This is a genomic window from Amycolatopsis sp. cmx-11-32, from assembly GCF_047608695.1.
Classification (GTDB): Bacteria; Actinomycetota; Actinomycetes; order Mycobacteriales; family Pseudonocardiaceae; genus Amycolatopsis.
The window spans coordinates 1-24,239 of the sequence record NZ_JADNQN010000022.1 but is presented as its reverse complement, the minus strand read 5'-3'; the positions used below and the strand labels follow the sequence as shown (position 1 = coordinate 24,239).

Sequence of the window (24,239 nt, the reverse complement as noted above, 5' to 3'; positions counted from 1 at the left end):
TAGGTGGAGTTTCTGCGGTGAGAAGCACTTTAAGCGCCTGGGGCCGGATCACCGCAGTGTCAATATCGGCCCAAAGCACGGCCTTTCCCGCACCCTCCTGTACTTTCGGCTGATTCCCCGGACGCCAGCCCTTCCTATTCTGAGTCACATGACTTCAGCGGAACGGCCAGCGGGCATCATGGTCAACGTCGGGCTCGGCATCGTGTTCGCCGCGGGCATCGTGTTCACGGCGGTCATGCTCATGAACAGCTGGGGCAAAACGTCCTGGGTCTTCTGCTCGCTCGTCGCGGTGGTGTTGTCCGTACTCGCGCTGCTGCGCGAGCGACAGAAGACACTGATGGCGGGCGCGGGCGTGGCCGTCGCGGCCGTCGCCGTCGTGGTGTCGCTGGTCTCCGGTGACTCCCTGCCGAAGGAGCCCTCGCCCATCACGGCACTGGCACTGGCCGTACTCGTCGGCTCCGCGATCAGGACACTCCCGATCGGACCGGCCATCGCCATCGCCGCGGGCGGCATCGCGGTGAACGTGGGTGCCTGGCTCGACGGACGGGACACGGTGCCGTACCTGGCCACCGCGGCGCTGGTCGTCGCGCTGGTGGTGGGGCCGTCGCTGCGTACCCGCGATCATCACTTCCGGGTCACCAACCCCGCGCCGCGGTCGTACTGGTCCGATTCACCCCAACGGTAACCGTGCGCGAAGACATTTACCTCGCCATGTCCACCGCTCGGCCCGTCGGCCAGGACGAAACCCCCACGTCCGACCGCTCCGGGCTGCCCGAGTCGCCGCCGTACGGCCAGTCCGCACGGCGGCGACTCGGTACCCTGACCGTCGTGACCACTCCGGATCGCTGGGTCAAGGTCGCTTCCGACGCCGGGCTCGGCGCCTTGTTCCTCGCCGCGATCGCGATCCAGGTCTTCGCGCTCGCGGCGAGCTGGGGTGGCGCGTCCTGGGTTCCGGGCGCCCTCGCCGCCATCGTGGTGTGCGGGCTCGCACTGGCACGTCGGCGCGAGCGAACCTGGACCGCGGTCACCGGGCTCGTCGTCGCGGCGCTCACGATCCTGATCGGCCTGCTGCCGGCCACCCGCCTCCCCACCGAACCCGGACCCGCCATGGCGCTGGGCCTCGCGGTGCTCATCGGGTCCGCGGTCCGGACACTGGCACCGGTGCGGGCCGGTGCCATCGCGGGCGCCGAGCTGCTGCTGATCGTCGCCCAACTCGCCGTCGGGCCGGTGTCGGCCGTACCCGCGATCGCCGCCGCGACCTGGCTGGCCGGGGTCGCGGCGGGGTTGGCGCTGCGGGTACTCGACGGCAGGACGCGAACGGCCGCCGACCGGGTGCGCCGGGCCGAACGACTGGAACTCGCCAGGGAACTGCACGACATCGTGGCCCACCACCTCACCGGGATGCTGATCCAGTCCCAGGCCGCGCAGGTCGTCGCGCGGCGGAATCCCGAAAAGGTTTCGGAGTCGCTGGTCGAGATCGAGGCCGCGGGGTCCGACGCCATGGTCGCGATGCGCCGCGTCGTCGAGCTGTTGCGCGACACCGACGACACGGCACCCACTTCGCCGCAACCGGAGGGGCTGGGCGAGATGGTCCGGCGATTCGGCAAACAGCACGCGAACGTCCGGCTCAGCTCCCCCGAAGACACGACGGACTGGCCGCCCGAGGTGACCAGCACGGTGTACCGCATCGTCCAAGAAGCGCTGACGAACGTGCTGCGGCACGCGCCGAACGCCCGTTCGGTCGACGTGACCGTCGACCGTGACACCAAGGGCGTCACCGTCGAAGTCGTCGACGACGCCTCGCCGAGTACGGCCCGGCCCGGCCACCGAGGGGGCTACGGTTTGATCGGTATGCGCGAACGTGTCGAGACGCTCGGTGGGACGCTGTCCGCCGGACCGCGGCCTTCCGGCGCCGGCTGGTCCGTGCGGACGACTCTGCCCATCCCCACCAGGGAGCCTCGATGACGATCAAGATCCTGCTCGCCGACGACCAGGCAATGGTCCGCGCGGGCCTGCGGCTGATCCTGGAGGACCAGTCCGATCTCGAGGTCATCGGGGAGGCCGAGGACGGCGCGGAAGCGATCACCATGGCCAGACAGCTGCGGCCGGACGTGTGCCTGGTGGACATCAGGATGCCCAAGCTCGACGGCATCCAGGTCACCCGCACGCTGGCGGGCCCCGGGGTGACCGACCCGATCCGGATCGTCGTGGTCACCACTTTCGATCTCGACGAGTACGTCTACGGTGCGCTGCGCGGTGGTGCGGTCGGCTTCGTCCTCAAGGACGCCGGGCCGGCGCTGCTCATCGAGGCGGTGCGGGCCGCCCACAACGGCGAGGCGCTCGTCTCGCCGTCGATCACCCTCCGGTTGCTCAAGCACCTGAACGACACCGGCGAGGTGTCGCAGGCCGATCCGGCGCAGACGGCGTCGTTGTCCAGGCGCGAGATGGAGGTCGTGCGGACCATCGCACGGGGCCTGTCCAACCGGGAGATCGCCGCCGAACTGTTCATCTCCCTCAGCACGGTCAAAAGCCACGTCGCCGGGATCCAGACCAAGCTCGGGGTGCGCAACCGGGTCGGGATCGCCGCGTGGGCCTGGGAAAAGCGGCTCGTCCAGAGCCCGACGTGACGGCGTGGCTCAGGACCGCAGCGATTCCGCCAGCTCACGCACCGTGGGATTGAGGTAGAGCGCACGCGGATGCAGCGGCGGCAAGCCGCGCTCGCGCATGGCCGCCGCGATCCGCATGGCCAGCAGCGAATTCCCGCCCATCTCCCAAAAGCTGTCGGACGCGCCGACAGCGAAGCCGAGCACCTGCCGCCACACCGCCAGCAGCTCACCGGCGAGGTCGTCTTCCCCCGCCGGTGATTCGCCGTCCACACCGGACTCCGGCGGAGACACCCGCGCGAGGGGCGCGGCGGGTTCCGGTAGCGCGGCGAGGTCCACTTTTCCGTTGGCGGTCACCGGGAGCGCGGGCAGCGCGGTGATGGTCGACGGCACCATGTGGTCCGGCAGGATGCGGCCGATCCGCTCCCGCACCGCCGCCGTGGTCCCCTCCGCGAGCACCACGTACGCGTCGAGCCGTGCGGTGGCCGCGTCCGTCCCGCGCAGCGTGACCGCGGCCGCGACCACCCCGGCGCATTCCGCCAGCACCGACCGGATCTCGTCCGGTTCGATGCGGAAGCCACGCAGCTTGACCTGGTCGTCCAGCCTGCCGAGGTGCTCCAGCACACCGTCCGGCCGCAGCCGTCCCCGGTCCCCGGTGCGGTACATCCGCCCGCCACCGAACGGGTCGGGCGGGAATCGTTCGGCGGTCAGTCCTGGACGGCGCAGGTAGCCGAGCGCGACACCGCCGCCGGCGACGTGGATCTCGCCCGCCACTCCCGGCGGCGCGAGCCGCCCGAGTTCGTCCAGCACGTACACCCGCCACCCTGGGATCGGCCTGCCGACGGACTTCGACCCGGCGAGCGCGTGCCACCGGGTGATGGTCTCGGCGGTGACATGCACGGTGGTCTCGGTGATGCCGAACATGTTCACCAGACGGCACCGGGTCTCGGGGTACCGGTCCAGCCACGGCAGCAGGCTCCTGACGTGTAGCGGCTCTCCCCCGAAGATCACCAGCCGGACCGGCAACCGCTCGTGGCTCGTGCGATCCACCTCCGCGAGCGGGGCGAACGCCGACGGAGTCTGGCTCAGCACGGTGACCCGGCGTTCGGCCAGCAGGTCGCGCGTCTGCTCCGGAGACCGCGACACCCAGTACGGGACGACGACGAGGTGCCCGCCCGTGAGCAGGCAGCCCCAGATCTCCCAGACCGAGAAGTCGAACGCGACGGAGTGGAAGAACGTCCACACGTCGTCGGCGCCGAGGGCGAAGTCGTCCCGGGTGGCGTCCACCAGCGCGACGACGTTGGCATGCGGGACGAGCACGCCTTTGGGCCTGCCGGTGGAGCCCGAGGTGTAGATCACGTACGCCGCTTCGTCCGGGCCACCCTCGATGGTGCCGGGTGCGCCGTCGCCACCCAGTTCCGCGACCGTTCCTGGTGTCACCACCCGAAGTCCCGGGGAGACGGGGAACCCGGGGAGCGTGGTGATCACGACGGAGAGCCGGGCGTCGTCGACCGTGTAGGCGAGACGCTCCGCCGGGTAGGCCGGATCGAGCGGCACGTAGGCGGCGCCCGCCTTGAGCACGGCGAGCAGGACCGCCACCAGTTCCACCGACCGGTCGAGGCAGACACCGACCAGGTCTCCCGGGTTCACCCCGGCGGCGCGCAGGCCGCCGGCCAGCCTGGCGGACCACCGGTCGAGCTCACCGTAGCTGACCTGACCGTCCTCATCGGACAGTGCGATCGCGTCGGGCCGCTCGGCGGCGCGCTCCGCGAACACCTCCGGGATGCGGCGTGGCGTGGCACGCGGGGCGCGCGACGAGCGTCCGAGCGCCAGCACGTGTTCGCGCTCGGCCTCGTCGAAGATGTCCTCCCCCGCCGTCCGGTGGGCTTCGAGCAGATGCCGGACGAACCGGTCGGCGACCGGCAGGCCGACCCCGCCGGGCCGGTAGTGGCACCGCAGTTCGCCCACTCCGTCGCCGCCGCGGGCGACCGTGACGGTCAGCGGGAACGGAGGCGCGAGGCAGGGTACGTACTCCCCTGTGTCGTCGGAATCGAGGCCGTCGAGATCGAACAGCATCCCCGCACCGGCGAGCCGCTCCCCCGGCTCGTACCGGGCGAGGACGGTGGCGAGCGCCGCCTTCCACCGCTCGGGGTCGCGGTCGGTGCCGGACGGCAAGGCGACCCGGAATTCGGCGGGTTCGTAGTAGCCGAGCCCCCGGTCACCCAGTCCCCACACCGGTACGTGGTCGGTGCCGGGCGGGCGGGCGAACGACCGTGCGGGTGCCGGGCCGCCCTCCAGCGCCGCGGCGGCGAGCAGGCGCAGCGCCTGGCCGTCGAACGCGGCCCGGTGCGCGACGACCACCAGATCCGCCCGGCCGTCGGAGTACTCGACCAGCGCGGCCCGCGCCCCGCGCCGGGCATCGACCGGCCTGGCCAGCTCGCGGGCGCGGCGTTGGGCGGCGGCCGGGTCTTCGGCGGAGAACGGGACCCGCTCGGCCCAGAGCTCTCCAGGGCCGGCGATGCTCGCGAAGCGCTTGGCGACCACTTCGGCGTCGACCGGGCCGTCGAGCAGGAGGCACAGCGCGTGGCAGTGCCTGGCGTTCCTGGACCATTGCGAAGGCGTGACCACAGCCATCTCCCCACGGTTCGGCGGTTGTCCGGTCAGCGGGCGGTGAACCCGCCGTCGACGGTGATGACCGATCCCGTGACCTGCCGGGATCCGTCGGAGGCGAGCCAGACGCCGGCCTCGGCGACATCGTCGGGCTCGACCAGGGCGTTCATGGGCTGTGACTGGACGAACGCCGCTTCGTGCTCGCCGACCGGCACCCGCAGCGACCTGGCGATCTCCGCCAGCATCCGGCCCTCCACCTCGGGGTCGTCCCGGACCGACCCTGGGCAGAGGGCGTTGACCCGGACCTTCACCGGGGCGAAGTCGAGCGCCGCGGCCTTGGTGAGCCCGATGACGCCGTGCTTGGCCGCGACGTAGCCCGCGAAGTGGCGATACCCGACCAGCCCCGCCGTCGAGGCGACGTTGATGATGCTGCCGCTCCGCTGGGCGGTCATGATCTTGCCGACCGCCGCCGTCGCACGCCAGGCACCGGAGAGGTCCACGTCGATCATGAGCTGCCATTCGTCTTCGGTGATCTCGTCGGTGGGGGTGCCCGACGGCGTGGCGATCCCGGCGTTGTTGACCAGGACGTCGATCCGTCCGCTCCAGCCGTGGGCGTCGTCGGCGACCTGCCGCAGCGCGGCGAGATCACGGACGTCCGCGTGCCGGGTCAGCACGGCGGCACCCCGCGCACGGCAGAGGTCGGCGGTGTGCGCGAGCTGGCTCGCGCTGCCCATCGGATACGACACACCGGGCAGGTCCTCGCAGACGTCGAGGAGGACGAGATCGGCGCCTTCACGGGCGAAGGCGACCGCGCAGGCCCGGCCGAGACCGCGGGCGGCCCCGGTGATGATCGCGGTCTTGCCGTCGAGCCGCATGGCTTCTCCTCACCACTCTCGGTGGGCGAGTTCGTCGTTGACCAGACGCAGCAGGGCGCCGGGATCCTCGGCGATGTACATATGCCCGCCCTCGATCTCCTCCTGCGCGAACTCGGCGCTGGTCGCTTGCAGCCACTCGGCCGTCTGCTCGGCCGTCACCAGGTCGTCCTCGGTCCCGCGCACGGCGGTGATCGGCCGCGGCAACGGCCGGTCCGTCGCGGGCACGTAGTTCTCGTGCATCTCGACGTCCGCGCGCAGGGTCGGCAAAATCAGCTCCCGCATGTCCGGCTCGGCGAGCGCCTTGTGGTCGTACTTGGCGAACTCCTTGACCCTGGACAGGAACTCCTCGTCGGGGAGGCCGGTCGCGCACCGGGTCCGCCGGGTCCAGGGGCCGGGCGAGCCACTCACGAACAACCGCACCACCTCGGCGTCGCTGTGCGCGACCAGCAAGTGGGCCAGCTCGTAGGCCAGCACCGCGCCGAGGCTGTGGCCGAAGACCGCGATCCGTTCCCCGGGCGCGAGTTCGCCGGTGACGGCGGGCAGCAGCCCGGCCGCGGCTTTGCCCACGTCCCGGTACGGATCCTCGGAAAGCCGCCATTCCCGTCCGGGCAGCTGCAGCGCGACGATCCGCGGTGCCCCGTCCGTCAGTGCCGCCCAAGGGTGGAAGAACGAGGCGCCCGCCCCCGCGAAGGGGACACACACCAGGGATGTCCGTCGCATGTCCGCTCTCTCCGTTCCTTCGGTCATCGCGATTCCAGCCAAGCCGCGATCGCCCGCCAGACCAGGCCCATCATGTCGGGACGGACCATGTCCGCGTGCTCACACGGAATGGGCACTTCGGTCAGCGCGCCGGAGACATAGGGGGCCCACCGTGCCCGGAGGGGGCCGTCTTCCGCCGCGTTGTCGGTCGCCGTGAGGATCAGCGTGTCGCCGTCGAACCGTCCGGTGGGGTGCGCCGCCCTGATCCGGGTGTTGTTCTCGAAGATCCGCGCGAAGACGGCGAGTTCCTCGTCGGAGAAACCGCCGAGCAGGTGGCCGAACTCCGCCCGGATCACCTCCTCCCACGGCTCGTCACCGTCGTCCGCGTCATCCGCTTCACGCACGATCTCGGCGAGCGGGAACGAGTCCATGACGACCAGGGCGACCTCCTCGCCCAGCGCCCGCAGCCGCACGGCGATCTCGTGGGCGGGAGTGGCGCCGAAGGAGTAGCCGACGATGTAGTACGGGCCGGTCGGCCGCACCGCGCGCAGTTGCTCGATGTAGTCGTCCGCCATCTCCGCCACCGAACCCGCGAGCGGGGTCTCACCGTCGATGCCGCGGGCCTGCAGGCCGTGGACGGGCACTTCCGGCGGCACATGCTGTGCGAAAGGCGTGTAGCACCAGCTCAGCCCGCCCGCCGGGTGGACGCAGAACAGCGGTGGCCGGTCGCCGTCGCCGCGGATGGTCAGCAGCACGCCGAGCGAGCCCCGCACCGACGACAGGCTGAGCGTGTTCAGCAGCGCGACCGGGGTCGGGGCGGCCATCACGTCCTGGACCGAGGTGGTGATGCCCTTGCGCTTCAGCCGCTGCACCAGGGCGACCGCCAGCAGCGAATGCCCGCCGAGAGCGAAGAAATCGTCGTTCACCCCGACCTCGGGGAGCCCGAGCACCTCGGCGAACGTCTCGCACACGGCCTGCTCGAGTACGGCGAGAGGACCGTTGTTCGCCCCACCGTCGCCCGCTTCGGTAGCGTACTGGGGCGCGGGCAGTGCTTTCCGGTCGAGTTTGCCGTGCCCGGTCAGCGGCAGGGTGTCGAGGTGGACGAACGCGGACGGGACCAGGTAGTCCGGGAGTCTTTCGGCGAGGTAGTCACGCACCGCGGCATCGTCGGGGGTGGTGTGCTCCTGCGGGATGAGATACCCGATGAGCCGTTTGTCCCCGGGAACGTCCTCACGCACCACGATCGCGGCGTGCGCGATACCCGGATATCCGTCGAGGACGGCTTCGACCTCGCCGGGTTCGACCCGGTACCCCCGGATCTTCACCTGATCGTCCGCGCGCCCGACGAACACCAGCGGCCCCTCCTGGGACCATCTGACCAGGTCTCCGGTGCGGTACATCCGCGCACCGGGTCCCCCGTGAGGGCAGGCCACGAATCGCTCCGCCGTCAGCGGCGCCTGGTTGGCATAGCCACGCGCGACACCGGCACCGGCCACGTACAGTTCTCCGGCCACCCCGACCGGCACCGGGTTCAGCGCACCGTCGAGGACGTACACCCGGGTGTTGTCCAAGGGCTTCCCGATCGGCAAAACACCATCGACCTCGTCAGGGTCACCGACTTCATGCTGGGTGGCGCACAACGTCACCTCGGTCGGACCGTACAGCTGCCGCACCACCACACCGGGATTCGACTCCAGCACCCGCCGCACGGACTCGGCCGGAACCACATCCCCACCCGTCAGCACCTCACGAACACCCGCGAAACAAGCCGGATCCTGCTCGGCCAGCACCCGCAGCAGCCCCGCCGTGACATGCACGTGCGACACCTCGTGAGCGGAGATCCACCGCCGAAGCACCTCCGCGTCCACTCGCTCGTCCGGTGCCACCACGACGGTCCCGCCCGACAACAACGGCACCCACAACTCGTACGACGACGCGTCGAACGCGTACGGCGCATGAAACAACACCCGCGACGTCACACCCCAGCACCGGTCCTTCGCCAAGCCGACCACATCCCGGTGAGTCGCCACCACACCCTTCGGCACACCAGTCGAACCCGACGTGTACATCACATACGCCGCGCTGCTCGGAGACACCGGCGGCAGCACGACCCCGTCGTCCGCATCCCCGTCGAGATCGGCCGATATCCGAGGCAGGTCGGTCGTGCGAGCGAACTCGTGGCCGGCCGTCGCCTCGTTCACCACCACTGACCGTGCGCCCGCGTCCCGCACGATCGCACGCATGCGGGCGACCGGCCACGACGGGTCCAGGGGCAGGTACACCCCGCCCGCCTTCAGCACCGCGAGAAACGCCACGACCACATCGGCCGTTCGTTCCAGCAGCACGGCGACGATCTGTTCCGTCCCGTCCACCGCCAACGCCCGCGCCAGCCGATCGGAACGCTCGTCCAGCTCACCGTAAGTGAGCCGGAAACCCGCACCCGCGACCGCGACCGCCTCCGGCTCGGCGACCACGCGATCGGCGAACGCCTGGGGCACCGAGACATCCGCCGTTGCGACCGAGGTGTCGTTGCGCCTCTCGACCAGCTCGGCCGACTCGGCCTCGCCCAGCACGTCCACCGCGAAGAACGGTGTGCCAGGAGTGTCCGCCAACGCGGTGACGAGGTTGTCCAGGCAGGTGTGCAGGAGCGCGGCGACCTGGTCGGGATCGGCGGGAGCCGCCGCGTCCACGGCGATCGTGAAGCCGCTGCTGTCGACATCGATGGCGACGCCGAGCGGATAGTCGGTCAGGTCGCGGACGGACACCAGGTCGATTCCGTACATCGACTCCGCCTCGTCACTGGACACCTCCTGGTTGTGCCGGTAGTTGAACAGCGAGGTGAACAGCGGGCTGCCGGACAGGCCGCTGGCCGCCTGCGCGAGCGCCAGCGGCGCGTGCTCGTGGACCATCAGGTCGGCGAGCTGGTTCCGCAGGCCGGTCAGCGCTTCGCCGACGGACAGCCCGGCCAGCCGGACCCGCACCGGAAGGGTGTTCATGTACAGGCCGGGGACCCGGTCGGCTCCCGCGCCCGAGTTCATCCGGCCGAACACGATCGTGCCGAACACCACGTCGTCACGGCCCGACAAGGCCGCCAGCACCCGCGCCCACGCCAGGTGGAACACCGTCGCCGGGCTCACCGCCAGCGATCGCGCGATCTCCTTCAGCCGCCCGGACAGCGCCTCGTCCACCCGGAGGCCGGCCTGCCCCGTCGTCGTGCCGTCGCCGTGTACCTCGGTCAGCCCATACGGAGCGGTGGGCTCGGTGACGTCGCCGAGGACTTCGCCGAAGTACCGCTCGTGTTCCTCCCGCGACACTCCGAACCGCGCCTGCGCGACGAACTCCCGGAACGGCAGCGGCGGCGGCAGCTGATCGGTCCGGCCATCGAGGTGTGCCCGCAGCTCGGTGAGCATCACCTGCATCGCGGTGTGATCCTGGAGCAAGTGGTGGACCCGGAGCAGGCACAGCCATCGGCCGCCCCGCGGATCGGCGGCGATGTGCGTGGTCAGGAGCGGTGCCCGGTCCAGCGGCATCCAGTCGCGGACGGCGGCGGTCAGCTCTTCGGAGGAATCCTGCTCCCCTTGCCGGAGTTCGACCTCCGTGACCGGCAGCTCGGCGTTACGCACCACCACCTGTACCGGCTCCGGGAGCCCGTCCGAAATGACCGCGGTGCGGTAGATGTCGTGCCGGTCCACCACCCACTGCATGGCCGTGAGGAACTCGTCCAGCCGCTGCCGCGACTCGAACTCGATCACCGCGGGCGTCACGTACACGTCCGTGCCCTCGTGGCCGACCATCAGGTTGTGGAAGAAGATGCCCTCCTGCAACGGTGCCAGCGGGTACACGTCCGCCACGTTCGCCGCACCGCCCGGCACCTGCTCCACCAGCCGGGCGACCTCCGCCTCGGTCAGCTCGACCATCGGCAGCATCTCCGGCGTGAGCCGCGTCGCCCCGGCCGGGATGAGGTTCGGCGGGACGACCACCGGTTCCGGCCCGGAGGCCGTGGCCAGCCCCGCGGGTGTCGGCGTCACGAACAACGCCCGCACCGACACCGACACACCGCGCTGCCGCAGCCACTCCACCAGCGACACCGCCAGCAGGGAATGCCCGCCCAGCGCGAAGAAGTCGTCGTCCACGCCGACCGACGGCAGCCCGAGCACCTCGGCGAACGCCTGGCACAGCAGCTCTTCTTCGGTCGTGGTGGGGACGCGTCCCGAACCGGTCGCGTAGGCGGGCGCCGGCAGCGCCCTCCGGTCCAGTTTGCCGTTGACGGTCAGTGGCAGCGCCTCGAGTTCCACCACGGCCGACGGCACCAGGTACGACGGCAACCGCTCCGAGACGAAAGTCTTCAGCCCGCCGACATCCACGCCCTCGTCGGAAACCACGTAACCCACCAGCCGCGGATCGCCGGGCGAGTCCTCCCGCGCGAGCACCGCGACCTGGGACACCCCGGGATACGCCGCGAGCACGGCCTCGACCTCACCTGGTTCGATCCGGAACCCGCGGATCTTCACCTGATCGTCCGCGCGGCCCGCGAAGACGAGCTGCCCGTCGGCGTCCCAGCGCACCCGGTCGCCCGTCCGGTACATCCGCTCCCCCGACTCGAACGGACACGCCACGAACCGCTCGGCGGTCATCCACGGCAGTCCGAGATACCCGCGCACCAGGCTCGTGCCCGACAGGTAGAGCTCTCCGACCACGCCCGTCGGGACGGGTCGCAGCGCGGAGTCCAGTACGTAGACGCGGGTATTGGCGATGGGGCGGCCGATCGGGACCGCGGTCCCCGGTTCGAGACCGGGACGGCAGCGCCACACCGTGGCATCGACGGTCGCCTCACTCGGACCATAGGTGTTGAACATCGTGCGCCCGCCAGCCCAACGTTCAACCAACTCCGGCGGACACGCCTCACCCCCGACATCCAACACGAACCCCGGATCCAACACATCACCCGGCATCGTCGCCACCACCGCCGGCGGCAACGTCGCATGCGTCACCCCCTCCTCGACCAAAAACCGGGCCAGCTCACCCCCCAACCGCCGATCCGACGGCACAATCACCAACGCGGCCCCCGACAACAACGCCAAAAGCCACTCCTCACAAAACATGTCAAAACCCACCGACGCGAACTGCGCAACCCTGCTCCCAGCCCCCACCCCATAACGCTCATGACTCACCGACAAACTCACACACGCCTCATGCGTAACCACCACACCCTTCGGACGCCCCGTCGACCCCGACGTATAAACCACATACGCCGGATGGGTCGGCGACAGGGGCGCGATCCGGTCTATGTCGGACACCGGGGTGGACGCGTAAGCCGTGGCCTCGTCCACGAAGCCCGGCGCGTCCAGCACCAGTGCCGAGGCCGCGTCCTCGATCATGAACCGGATGCGCTCCGCGGGCTGGTCCGGATCGATCGGCAGGTACGCGCCCCCCGCCTTCAGCACCGCCAGTACGGCGATCACCAGCTCCGGCGAACGCCCCAGCACCAGGGCCACCACCGACTCCGGCCCGATCCCTTGGGCGATCAACCGGCGCGCCAGGCGGTTCGCCCGCGCCTCGACCTCGCCGTAGGTCAGTTCGATCCCGTCGCCCACGACCGCCGTCGCCTCCGGCGCCCGCGCCGCCTGCTCGGAGAACAGCGTAGGCACCAGGCGATCCGGCACCGGGCGAGCGGTGTCGTTCCATTCCTCGACGATCCGGTGGTATTCGGCCGGATCGAGCATCTCCACCGCGCTCACGCGGACTTCGACGTCGGCCGAAACCGCGGTGAGGACGCGGATCAGGTAACTGACGAGCCGCCCGGTCGTGTACTCGTCGAACAGGTCGGTGGCCGCGGTGAGGGAGCCGTGCATCCCAGCCGGGGCACCGGACTCGTCGAAGGTCTCGCCCAGGCTCAGGTCGAGGTCGAATTTGGCCGACGCCGCGGCGCCCATCGACAGTGGGGCCGTCCGCAGGCCCGGCAACCCGGCGGCCGATCCGCCGCCGGCCCCGGCGGTGTTCTGCACCGTGAGCATGACCTGGAACAGTGGATGCCGGGCCAGCGACCGTGTCGGGGACAGCTCCTCGACCAGCTTCTCGAACGGCACGTCCTGGTTCTCGTACGCCGACAGGCTGGCGGCCCGCACCCGCGCGAGCAGTTCACGGAACGTCGGGTCGCCGGACAGGTCGCTGCGGATCACCAAAGTGTTCACGAAGAAGCCGACCAGCTCGTCCAGCGCCTGGTCCATCCGCCCGGCGACGGCGGCCCCGATGGGGACGTCGGTGCCAACGCCGAGGCGGTGCAACAACGTCGAGAGCGCCGCTTGCAGCACCATGAAGACCGTCGCGCCCTCTGCCCTCGCCAGCTCCAGCAGCCGCGCGTGGACCTCGGCCGGTACCAGGATCGGCAGCTCGTGGCCGCGGTGTGACGCCTCGGCCCGCCGCGGCCGGTCCGCGGGCAGCTCCAGTTCGTCCGGCGCCCCCGCGAGGGCGTCTCGCCAGTACGCCACCTGGTCGGCCAGCACCGTGCCCGCGGTGTGCTCGTCACCGAGCAGGTCCCGTTGCCAGAGTGTGTAGTCGACGTACTGCACCGGCAGCGGCGACCACGCGGGTTCGCCTCCCTCGAGACGGGCCGCATAGGCCGCCGCGAGGTCACGGGCCAGCGGTTCCATCGACCAGGCGTCACCCGCGATGTGGTGCACCACCAGCACGAGCGCGTGCTCCCCCGCGCCGGTGGCGAACAACCAGGCCCGCAGCGGGATCTCCGTGGCGAGGTCGAATTCGTACCCGGCCGCCGCGGCCACCGCTTCGTCGAGGTCCTCCGGTGACACCTCCGCGAAACGCAGCTCGAACCCGGTGTCGGAGATCGGCAGGACCCGTTGGCACGGCTCCTCATCCTGCATCGGGAACACTGTCCGCAGGACCTCGTGGCGCTCGATCACGTCGCGGAACGCGGCCTCCAGCGCCTCCCTGTCCAGCTCTCCGGACAGCCGGAGGCCCACCGGAACGTTGTACGCGGCGCTCGGGCCGTCCAGTTGCCGCAGGAACCACAACCGCCGCTGCGCGAACGACAACGGCACCCGCGCCGGTCGCTTCCGCGCCGCCAGCGCGGCCCGTCCCGGCCCGGCCTCGACGAGCCCGCGGACGAGACCCGCCGGGGTCGGTGTCTCGAACAGCGCCCGGAGGGGCAGCTCGACGCCCAGCACCGCGCGCACCCGGCTCACCAGCCGGATCGCGAGCAGGGAATGCCCGCCCAGCGCGAAGAAGTCGTCGTCCATCCCGACCGACGGCAGCCCCAGTACCTGGGCGAACGCGCCACACAGCAGTTCTTCGCGGGCACCGGACGGTGCCCGGCCCTCACCGGCGGTGTAGCCGGGGACGGGCAGCGCGGCGCGGTCGAGCTTCCCGCTGACCGTCAGCGGCAACGAGTCCAGCGATACGACCGCCGACGGCACGAGGTGCGAGGGCAGGCGCCCGGCCACGAACGCCCGCACCGTTCCCACCTGCTCACCGGTGTCCTCGCCCGGCACCACGTACGCCACCAGTCGCCGATCGCCGGGGACGTCCTCGCGGACGACGACCGCGGCCCTGCGCACCGCCGGATGCTCGGCCACCACGGCCTCGACCTCACCCGGCTCGATCCGGAACCCGCGGATCTTCGCCTGGTCGTCCGCGCGGCCGAGGAACACCAGCTGACCGTCCGCGCCCCAGCGGGCCAGGTCGCCCGTCCGGTACATCCGGCCGCCCCACGGGCAGGGCACGAACCGCTCGGCGGTCAGCCCCGCGCGGCCGACGTAGCCGCGTGCCACACCGGGGCCCGCCACGTACAACTCGCCCTGCACACCGGCGGGTACCGGAACCAGCCTGTCGTCGAGCAGGTACGTCCGGGCGCCGCCGATCGGACGGCCGATGGGCGGGAGTTCGCCGGGACGGAGCTCGTCGCTCAGTGTGCACAGCACGGTGATCTCGGTCGGGCCGTAGGCATTCACCATCCGCCGTCCCGGCGTCCAGCGTCCGACCAGCTCCGGCGGGCACGCCTCGGCGCCAACCACCAGCGTGACCAGTGCGTCGCCCACCTCCTCGGGCACGGTGGCCAGCACACTCGGCGGGATCAGCGTGTGGGTGATCCGTTCCGTCCGCAGCACCTCGGCGAGTTCCTCCCCCGCCAGCGGTCCCGCCGCCGCCGGGACGACCAGCGTCGCTCCGCACGACAACGCCATGACCATTTCCATGACCGACGCGTCGAAGCTGAGCGAGGCCAGTTGCAGTACCCGGGACGCGCCGTCCAGCGCGAAGGACTCGATCTGGGCCAGCGCCAGCGAGGGCAGGCCGCGGTGTGTGACCACCACGCCTTTCGGCCGTCCCGTCGAGCCGGAGGTGTAGATCACGTACGCCGGGTGGTCCGGCAGCAACCGGGCGACCCGGTCGGCGTCGGTGACCGCGCCGTCATCCAGGCGCGCCAGCTCCGCCTCGACCTCCGGAGTCCCCAGCACGACCACGGGCACGCCGTCCGGCACCACCGACCGGCAGCCGGCGCTCGTCAGCACCTGCGCCGGACCGGCGTCGGTGAACATCAGGCCGACGCGGTCGGCGGGCAGAGCGGGATCGACCATCAGGCAGGCCGCGCCCGCCCGCACGATCGCCAGGAACGCGATCACCGGCTCCAGCGATCGCTCCAGCACCACCGCGACCACCGATTCCGGCCCGGCGCCCCGCGCGATCAACAGCCGCGCCAAGCGGTTCGTGACGGCGTCCAGCTCCCGATACGAGAGTTCGACGTCCCCGCGTGAGAGCGCCACGGCGTCCGGCGTCTCGGCCACCCGCGCCGCGAACAGGTCCCCGAGTGGCACCTGCGGCAACTCCCGGACCGGCCCGGTGCCCGCGTCCAGTACTCGCCGTCGCTCGGCGGCGTGCACCACTTCGACCGCCGAAAGCGCCGTACCGGGGTCTTCTTCGAGCACGGAGGCCAGGCTGTCGAGGCAGGCGTGCAGCAACTCGCAGACCTGCTCCGGATCGGCCGGGGCGAGCGCGTCCACGGTCAGCAGGAACCGGTCCGTCACGTCGTCGACGGACACCGTCAGCGGGTAGTTGCTCTGCTCGCGGAACGCCAGCAGTTCGATGCCGTCGACGGGGTCGTCACGGTCCTTCTCCCCGTCCTCGTCCGGGGCCGCCGTGAAGCGGTAGTTGAGCAGCGACGTGAACAGCGGGAGACCGCCCGGCACGCCACTGGCCGCCTGCGCGACCGTGAGCGGCGCGTGTTCGTGCACCATCAGCCCGGCGAGCTGGCCCCGCATGGCCGAGAGGGCCGCGCCCGCGCCGGTGGCGTCGAGGCGGACGCGTACCGGCAACGTGTTGATGAACGGCCCGGCCGCCCGCCGCACGTCGGCCGCGGCGTTCATCCGTCCGAAAAGGACGGTTCCGAACACCACGTCGTCACGACCGGCCAGTGTGCCGAGGACCCGAGCCCACGCCAGGTGGAAGACGGTGGCGGGGCTGACTCCGCGCGAGCGTGCCAGCCCGCGCACCCGCTGAGCCAGCGCGTCGTCGACCCACCGGTCGGCGCGCGTCACCGCGTCGCCGCCTCCGTGCACGTCGAGCAACCCGTACGGAGCGGTCGGCTCGGTCAGATCACCGAGAAGCTCGGCGAAGTAGGCCTCGTGCTCCTCCCGCGCGACGCCGAACCGCGCCCTCGCCACATACTCGCGGAACGGTACGGGCTCGGGCAGTTCCGCGGCCCGCCCGGCGAGTATCACGCGCACCTCGTCCAGGAGTACGTCCAGCGCGGTGTGGTCCTGGACCAGGTGATGGATGAGCAACAACGCGACCCAGCGCCCGGTGACCGGTTCGACGGCGACCCGTACCCGCATCAGTGGCGCCCGGTCCACCGCCATCCCGGCCCCCGCGCCGGCCATCAGCTGCTCGGCAGCGTCACCGGCGCCGTCGAGGACGACTTCGTCCACCGGCAACTCGGCGGTACGGCACACGACCTGCACCGGTTCGCGCAGTCCTTTCCAGACGACCGCCGTCCGGTACATGTCGGTCCGATCGACGATCCGCTGCAGGGCGGCGAGGAAACCATCGAGAAGGGCTCGCGAGCCGAAACGCAGCACGGTCGGCAGCACGTAGACGTCCGCGTCGTCGCCCTTGGCCATCAAGTGGTGGAAGAACATGCCCTCCTGCAGTGGCGCGAGGGGGTACACGTCGGCGATGTTGGCCGCGCCGCCCGGCACGGCCTCGACCACCGTCGCGATCTCCGCCTCGGTCAGCTCGGCCAGGGTCAGCATCTCCGGGGTGATCTCGGCGGCACCGGGCGGAATCAGGTTCGGTCGCACCACCACCTGGTCCGGACCCACCGCCGCGGCCATCCCCGCCGGGGTGGCTTGCTCGAACACCGCCCGCACCGACACCTCGGCGCCGTGCGTGCGGAGATACTCCACAAGGGACACCGCCAGTAGTGAATGCCCGCCCAGCGCGAAGAAATCGTCGTCGGCCCCGACTTCGTCGAGACCGAGAACGTGGGCGAACGCCGCGCAGAACAACTTTTCCCGAGGACCGACGGGGAGCCTGCCCGCACCGGCGTCCGTCGTGGGGCCGGGTGCGGGCAGCGCCTTGCGGTCCAGCTTCCCGTTCGGCGTCAGCGGCAACGCGTCGAGCGGCACGACCACGGACGGCACCATGTACGACGGCAAATGTGCGGACGCGTACGCGCGCACCGCCCCGGAAGGCTCGTCGCCGGTGGCCACCACATAGGCGACGAGCCGCTTGTCGCCCGGCACGTCCTCACGCGCGACCACCGCGACCCGGTCCACGTCCGGGCAGGCGCCCAGCACCGCCTCGACCTCGCCGAGCTCGATCCGGAACCCGCGGATCTTCACCTGGTCGTCCGCACGCCCCAGGAACTCCAGTTCGCCGTCCGCGCGCCATCGCACCACGTCACCGGTGCGGTACAGCCGCTCACCGTCCTTGCCGAACGGGGAGGCCACGAACCGTTCCGCCGTCGCCCCCGGACGCCCCAGGTAGCCACGCGCGAGCTGGACGCCCGCCAGGTACAGCTCACCGACGGCGCCGGGTGGGACCGGCCGCATCGTGCCGTCGAGTACGTACGCCCTCGTGTTGGCGATCGGCCTGCCGATCGGCACCCTGCCGGGGCCTTTCCCGTCGACCTCGGCCGCGGTCGCCCACACCGTCACCTCGGTCGGGCCGTACAGGTTGGTGACCGTGCCCGCCGACGCTTCGGCCAGCCGGACGGCCAGCGCCCCTGGCAGAGCTTCGCCGCCGACCAGTGGGCGCAGCCCGCGCGCGGCTTCGGCGTGTGTGGTCAGCAGTGCCTGCCACAGCGCCGGGGTCGCCTGCATCGTCGTGACACCGAACCGGTGGATCAACTCGGCCACCGCCGCCGGATCCCGGACGGCCGCGTCCTCCGCCAGCACGACCCCGGCGCCCGCGAGCAGCGGCACGTACAGCTCGAGGACGTGAATGTCGAAGGACACCGTCGTGACGGCCAGCAAGCGGTCCGCGGTCCCCATCGGGAAGCGCACGCTCATCGCCGCCACGAAGTTCGCCATGGCGCCGTGGGGGACGACGACCCCCTTGGGCCGCCCGGTGGAGCCCGACGTGTAGATCACGTAGGCCGGGTGGCCTGGCAACAGGGGCCCGTGGCGCTCCGCGGTGGTCAGATCGCCGTCGTCCAGTGCCGCGAGTTCCGCCACGACACGAGGATCGTCGACCACGATCCGGTCCGGCCCGTGATCGGCGAGCTCGGTGTCCAGATCGGTCAGCACGAGCCCAGGACGGGCGTCGTCGAACTGGTATCTGACGCGCTCGGCCGGATGCCCGGGGTCGACCGGCAGATAGGCGCCCCCGGCCTTGAGGACCGCCAGCAGCGACACCACCAGATCGGCGGAGCGGCGGAGACACACCGCGACGGACGACTCCGGCCCGACGCCGTGCCGGACGAGCAGCCGGGCGAGCCGGTTGGCCCGCGCGTTCACCTCGGCGTAGCTCAGCCGGGTACCGTCACCGTGCAGCACCGCGAGCGCGTCCGGCGTACTCGCCACCCGTGCCTCGAAGGCCGACGGCACGAGCATGGCCGGTCGCGGGGCGTCGGTGTGGTTCCACTCCTGCACCACCAACCGGCGCTCGGCGGGATCGAGCAGGTCCACCGTGCTCAGCCGCGCGCCGGTGTCGTCGGCCAGCAGGGTCAGGACCCTGACCAGGTAGCTCGCGAGGCGGTCGGCCGTGTCCTGGTCGAACAGGTCGGCGGCCGCGATGAGCATGCCCGCCATCCCGGCGGGCGCGCCTGCCGCGTCGAAGGATTCGCCCATCGACACGTCGAGGTCGAACTTGGCCGCCACGCCGTCGACGGGCAGCGCGCCGATCCGCAGGCCGGGCAGCGTCACCGGGGGCCCGCCTTCCGGCCCACCCGTGTTCTGCAGGGTCAGCATGACCTGGAACAACGGGTGCCTGGCCAGTGACCGGGCAGGCGCCAGCTCCTCGACGAGCTTCTCGAACGGGGTGTCCTGGTGGGTCAAGGCGGCCAGCGACGTGGTCCGTACCCGGCCGAGGATCTCGGCGAACGTCGGGTCTCCGGACAGATCGGTCCGCAGCACGAGCGTGTTGACGAAGAAGCCGACGAGGTCGTCCTGCGCCTGGTCGGTGCGCCCCGCGACCGCGACACCGATCGGGATGTCGATCCCCGCGCCCAGCCGCGACAGCACCGCGGCCAGCGCGGTCTGCACCGTCATGAACAGGGTCACTCCCCTGTCCTGTGCCACCGCCCGGAGGCGGCGGTGCAGTCCGGCCGGGATCTCGATCGAGGCGAGCGAGCCCTGGTAGGACGCGGTGGCGGGCCGTGGCCGGTCGGCGGGGAGGTCCAGCTCCTCTGGTACCCCGTCGAGGGTGTCACGCCAGTAGGAGACCTGTCGGGAGAGCAGGCTTTCCGGATCGTCCTCGTCGCCGAGGAGGTCGCGCTGCCAGAGCGCGTAGTCCGCGTACTGCACGGGCAGCGGTGTCCACGCGGGTTCCGTGCCCCGCAGCCGCGCCTTGTAGGCCGCGGCGACGTCGCGCGACAGCGGCGCCATCGACCACGCGTCCGCCGCGATGTGGTGCACGACCAGGACCAGGACGTGGTCCTCCGGTGTCACCGCGAGCAACGACGCCCGCACCGGGGCCTCGGTGGTCAGGTCGAACGCGTGTCCCGCCGTTTCGGCGATCGTCTCGTCGAGGTTCCCGGCCGTCACCTGGACCACGTCCAGCGCGAAGGCGGTCTCGTCCAGCGAAAGCACCCGCTGATACGGCTCCCCGTCAGCCAGCGCGAACACGGTACGCAACACCTCGTGCCGCCCGACCACATCACGCAACGCAGCCGCGAAAGCCACCCGATCCAAAGACCCGGTCAGACGCAACGTCAACGGGATGTTGTAGCTGGGACTCGGCCCCTCGAACTGGGCCAAGAACCACAACCGGCGCTGCGCGAACGACAACGGCAGCGTTTCCGGCCGTTCCCGCGCCACCAGCGCCGTCCGGTCGGGGACACCAAGCGAGGCCGACGCTGCCAGGCTCGCCGGGGTCCGTGCCTCGAACAGCGCGTGCAGCGGCACCTCCACCGACAGCACCACGCGCACCCGGCTCGCCAGCTGGATAGCCAGCAGCGAATGCCCGCCCAGCTCGAAGAAATCGTCATCCATCCCGACCGACGGAAGACCGAGCACGTCGGCGAACGCCTGGCACAACAGCTCTTCCGTGGCGTTCGCCGGAGCACGACCCATACCGGACGAGTACTCCGGCACGGGCAACGCGGCACGATCCACCTTCCCGTTGACCGTCAGCGGAAGGGTCTCCAGCTCCACGAACGCCGACGGAACCAGGTACTCCGGCAGCCGCTCGGCGGTATACGCGCGCGCCGTGACACCGACCGCGGTGCCCGGCTCGGCGGGAACCAGGTAGGCGACCAGCCTCTTGTCGCCCGGCACGTCCTCGCGGACCAGCACGGCGGCCCGCGCGACGGCCGGATGCCCGGCGAGGACGGCTTCCACTTCGCCGGGCTCCACCCGGAACCCGAGGATCTTGGCCTGCTCGTCCGCGCGCCCGACGAACACCAGACGACCGTCCGAAGACCACCGGACCAGATCGCCCGTCCGGTACATCCGCTCGCCCGAACCGAACGGGCAAGCCACAAAACGCTCCGCTGTCCACAAAGGACGATTCAGGTAGCCGCGCGCGACGCCCGATCCGGCGACGTAAAGTTCACCGGCCACCCCGGCGGGCACCACGTCGAGCTTGTCGTCCAGCACGTAGACACGGGTGTTCTCCAACGGCCGCCCGATCGGCAGGACACCGTCGATCTCATCGGCTGCACCGACCTCGTGCTGGGTGGCGCACAGCGTCACCTCGGTCGGACCGTACAGATGCCGTACCGCGACGCCGGGGTTCGACTCCAGCACCCGCCGCACCGCGTCCGCCGGGACCACGTCGCCGCCCGTCAACACCTCCCGCACGCCGGAGAAGCAGGACGGATCCTCGTCGACGAGGGTCCGGAGCAAACCGGCCGTCAGGTGCACATGGGACAGCTCGTGCCCGGTGATCAGCCCGCGCAGCACGGTCGCGTCCACCCGTTCGACCGGCGCCACCACCACGGTCCCGCCCGACAACAACGGCACCCACAACTCGTACGACGACGCGTCGAACGCGTGCGGCGCGTGGAACAACACTCGCGACGGCGATCCCCAGCACCGGTCCTTCGCCAAGCCCACCACGTCTCGATGCGTGGTCACCACGCCCTTCGGCACGCCAGTCGAGCCGGAGGTATACATCACGTAGGCGGCTTGTCCCGGCGGGCCCGGCCGGGGCAGCACGGCGGCATCGGCATCGGCATCGGCATCGGCAGCGGCATCGACGGAGATCGTCCGGAGCGCCAGCCCGTTCAAGAACTCGTGGCCCGCCGTCGGTTCGTGTATCACCAGCGACGCGGCACCCGAATCCTCGACCACCGCCCGCATCCGCGCGGCCGGCCAGCCCACGTCCAGCGGCACGAACACCCCGCCGGCTTTGAAGATCGCCAGCAGCGCCACCACCAGCTCGGGTGACCGGTCCATCAGCACCGCGACCGGCGACTCCGCTTCCACCCCGGAGGCCACCAGCGCTCGCGCGAACCGGTCCGAGCGGGCATCCAGCTCGGCGTACCCCAGCGTCACGTCACCGGCCACCAGAGCGGCGGCTTCCGGTGTGCGGGCCACCTGCGCCGCGAACGCCTCCGGCACCGAAACGTCCGGAACGGCCACGGTGGTGTCGTTCCAGTCCACCCGCAGCCGTCGCCGGGACGGGGCGTCGAGCACGTCGACTCCGGTGAACGGCGTCTCCGGGGCCGCCGTCAGCGCGGTGACCAGGTTTCCGAGACAGGTGTGCAGAAGCGCGCAGACCTGGTCGGGGTCGGCGGGTGCCACGGCGTTCACGGTGATCGCGAAACCCGGGCCGTCGTTGTCGATGGACACGTGGAGCGGGTAGTTCGTGTGCTCCCGGGTGAAGACCGTCCGGATACCGTCGATGCCCTCGCCGGGTTCGGGCTCCTCCTGGTTGTGCCGGTAATTGAACAGCGACGTGACCAGCGGGCTGCCACCTGGCAGTTCGGCCGCGGCCTGCGCCGACGCCAGCGGCGCGTGCTCGTGGACCATCAGGTCGGCGAGCTGGCCCCGCATCGCGGCCAGTGCCTCGCCCACGCTCGCCTCGGCGATGCGCACCCGCACCGGAAGCGTGTTGAGGAACAGTCCGGGCGCGCGGTCGGCACCCGCGCCCGCGTTCATCCGGCCGAACAGGAGCGTGCCGAACACGACGTCGTCACGTCCCGAAACCGCGCCGAGTACGCGTGCCCATGCCAGATGGAACAGTGTCGCCGGGCTCACGCCGAGCGTCTGTGCCACCTCGCGCGTCCGCGCCGCCAGGGTGTCGTCCACCCGCCGGTGGCCGAGCGCGGCCGCCTCGCCGTCCCCATACGTGTTCAAAAGGCCGTACGGTGTGGTGGTTTCGGTGACGCCGTCGAGCAGTTCGGTGAAATAGCTTTCGTGGTCGGCCTGGGACACCCCGCCCCTGGTCTGCGCGACGAAATCGCGGAAACGCGCCGGCGGCGGCAATTCGCCTGCCCGCCCGGTGAGAAACGCCTGAAGGTCGGCGACTATCACGTCGAAGCTGGTGTGGTCCTGGATCAGATGGTGGATGCGCAGCAGCACCAGCCAGCCGCCCGCCGGATCGGCGGCGACATACACCCGGATGAGCGGGGCATCGGCCAGTTCCATCCTGCGGTCGCCCGCGGCCAGGAGCTGGTCCACGGGGCTGGGGCCGTGGGGGTCGAGTGTGATTTCCTCGACCGGCAGCAGGGCGTGCCGGGTGACCACCTGCACGGGGTGCGGAAGCCCTTCGGACAGGATCGCCGTGCGGTAGATGTCGTGCCGGTCGACCAGCCATTGCAACGCCACGAGGAAGCCGTCGAGGCGATCCCGGGTGTCGACGGCCAGCACGGTCGGCGTGGCGTACACGTCGGTGCCGTCACGACCGGCGAGCAGATAGTGGAAATAAATCCCTTCCTGCAACGGCGCCAGCGGATAGACGTCCTGGATGTTGGGTGCCCCGCCCGGAATCGCCGCCGCGACCAGGCCGGCCTCGTCCTCGGTCAGGTCGACCAGCGTCAGCATCTCCGGCGTCAACTCGGTGGCACCATCCGGAATCAAATTCGACGGCACCTCCACCCAACCGGACCCGGCGACAGCGGCCAATCCAGCCGGGGTCGGTGTCGTGAACAACGCCCGCACCGACACCGACACACCACGCTGACGCAACCACTCCACCAACGACACCGCCAACAACGAATGACCACCCAGCACGAAGAAGTCGTCATCCACACCGACTCGCCCCAGACCAAGCACCTCGGCGAACGCCTGGCAGAGCAGCTCCTCCTCGATGCCGGCCGGAGCGCGGCCACCACCGGCGGTGTAGGACGGCGCGGGCAGTGCCGCGCGATCCAGCTTTCCGTTAGCGGTCAACGGCAGCGCCTCCAGCACCACCACCGCGGAAGGCACCAGGTACGACGGCAACCGTCCCGTCATGAACCCGCGCACGACGTCCGGCAGATCGTCGGCGCCTGCCTCGGCACTGGGCACGACGTAGCCCACCAGGCGGACATCACCAGGAGAGTCCTCCCGCGCGAGCACCGCGGCCTGTGCCACGTCGGGATGCGCCGCCAGTGCGGCCTCCACCTCACCCGGCTCCACCCGGAACCCGCGGATCTGGACCTGATCGTCCACGCGGCCCGCGAACACCAGCAGGCCGTCGGCGTTCCAGCGGCCCCGGTCCCCCGTCCGATACATCCGGACACCCGGGGACCCGAAGGGACACGCCACAAAACGCTCACCGGTCAAACCCGCACGATTCACATAACCACGCGCCAACTGCGGACCAGCCACATACAACTCACCCACCACACCCA

General features: G+C 71.0%; 7 protein-coding genes. 3 read left to right on the top strand and 4 right to left on the bottom strand.

Annotation, left to right across the window (positions count from 1 at the left end; genetic code table 11):
• Positions 1-148: 148 nt before the first annotated feature.
• Genes ACM6LR_RS37830 through ACM6LR_RS37820 form a run of 3 tightly spaced genes read left to right on the top strand, consistent with a single transcriptional unit; the run spans position 149 to position 2,627 of the window.
• Positions 149-685, top strand: a complete 537-nt coding sequence (locus ACM6LR_RS37830) for a metal transporter (protein WP_414942496.1) — start codon at positions 149-151, stop codon at positions 683-685.
• A 26-nt stretch (positions 686-711) separates the two neighbouring features.
• Positions 712-1,965 (top strand): histidine kinase, encoded by a 1,254-nt coding sequence (locus ACM6LR_RS37825; RefSeq protein ID WP_414945502.1) that lies wholly within the window; start codon positions 712-714, stop codon positions 1,963-1,965.
• Positions 1,962-2,627, top strand: coding sequence for a response regulator (locus tag ACM6LR_RS37820; protein WP_414942494.1), 666 nt, complete (start codon positions 1,962-1,964; stop codon positions 2,625-2,627). Before ACM6LR_RS37825 ends, ACM6LR_RS37820 begins: the two co-directional genes overlap by 4 nt.
• 9 nt (positions 2,628-2,636) lie before the next feature.
• Here ACM6LR_RS37820 and ACM6LR_RS37815 read toward each other — a convergent pair whose 3' ends face one another.
• The 4 genes from ACM6LR_RS37815 to ACM6LR_RS37800 all read right to left on the bottom strand — a co-directional run.
• Positions 2,637-5,237: an amino acid adenylation domain-containing protein gene (locus ACM6LR_RS37815; protein ID WP_414945501.1), complete on the bottom strand. Its 2,601-nt coding sequence runs from the start codon at positions 5,235-5,237 to the stop codon at positions 2,637-2,639.
• 26 nt (positions 5,238-5,263) lie between these two features.
• A complete protein-coding gene (locus ACM6LR_RS37810) occupies positions 5,264-6,088 on the bottom strand; it encodes an SDR family oxidoreductase (protein ID WP_414942492.1) in 825 nt (274 codons plus the stop codon).
• 9 nt (positions 6,089-6,097) lie between these two features.
• On the bottom strand, positions 6,098-6,808 hold the full coding sequence (locus ACM6LR_RS37805) for a thioesterase II family protein (protein ID WP_414945500.1): 711 nt from the start codon (positions 6,806-6,808) through the stop codon (positions 6,098-6,100).
• Positions 6,809-6,831: 23 nt separating this feature from the next.
• Positions 6,832-24,239: amino acid adenylation domain-containing protein (locus ACM6LR_RS37800; RefSeq protein WP_414945499.1), on the bottom strand; the 17,408-nt coding region annotated here is incomplete at its 5' end.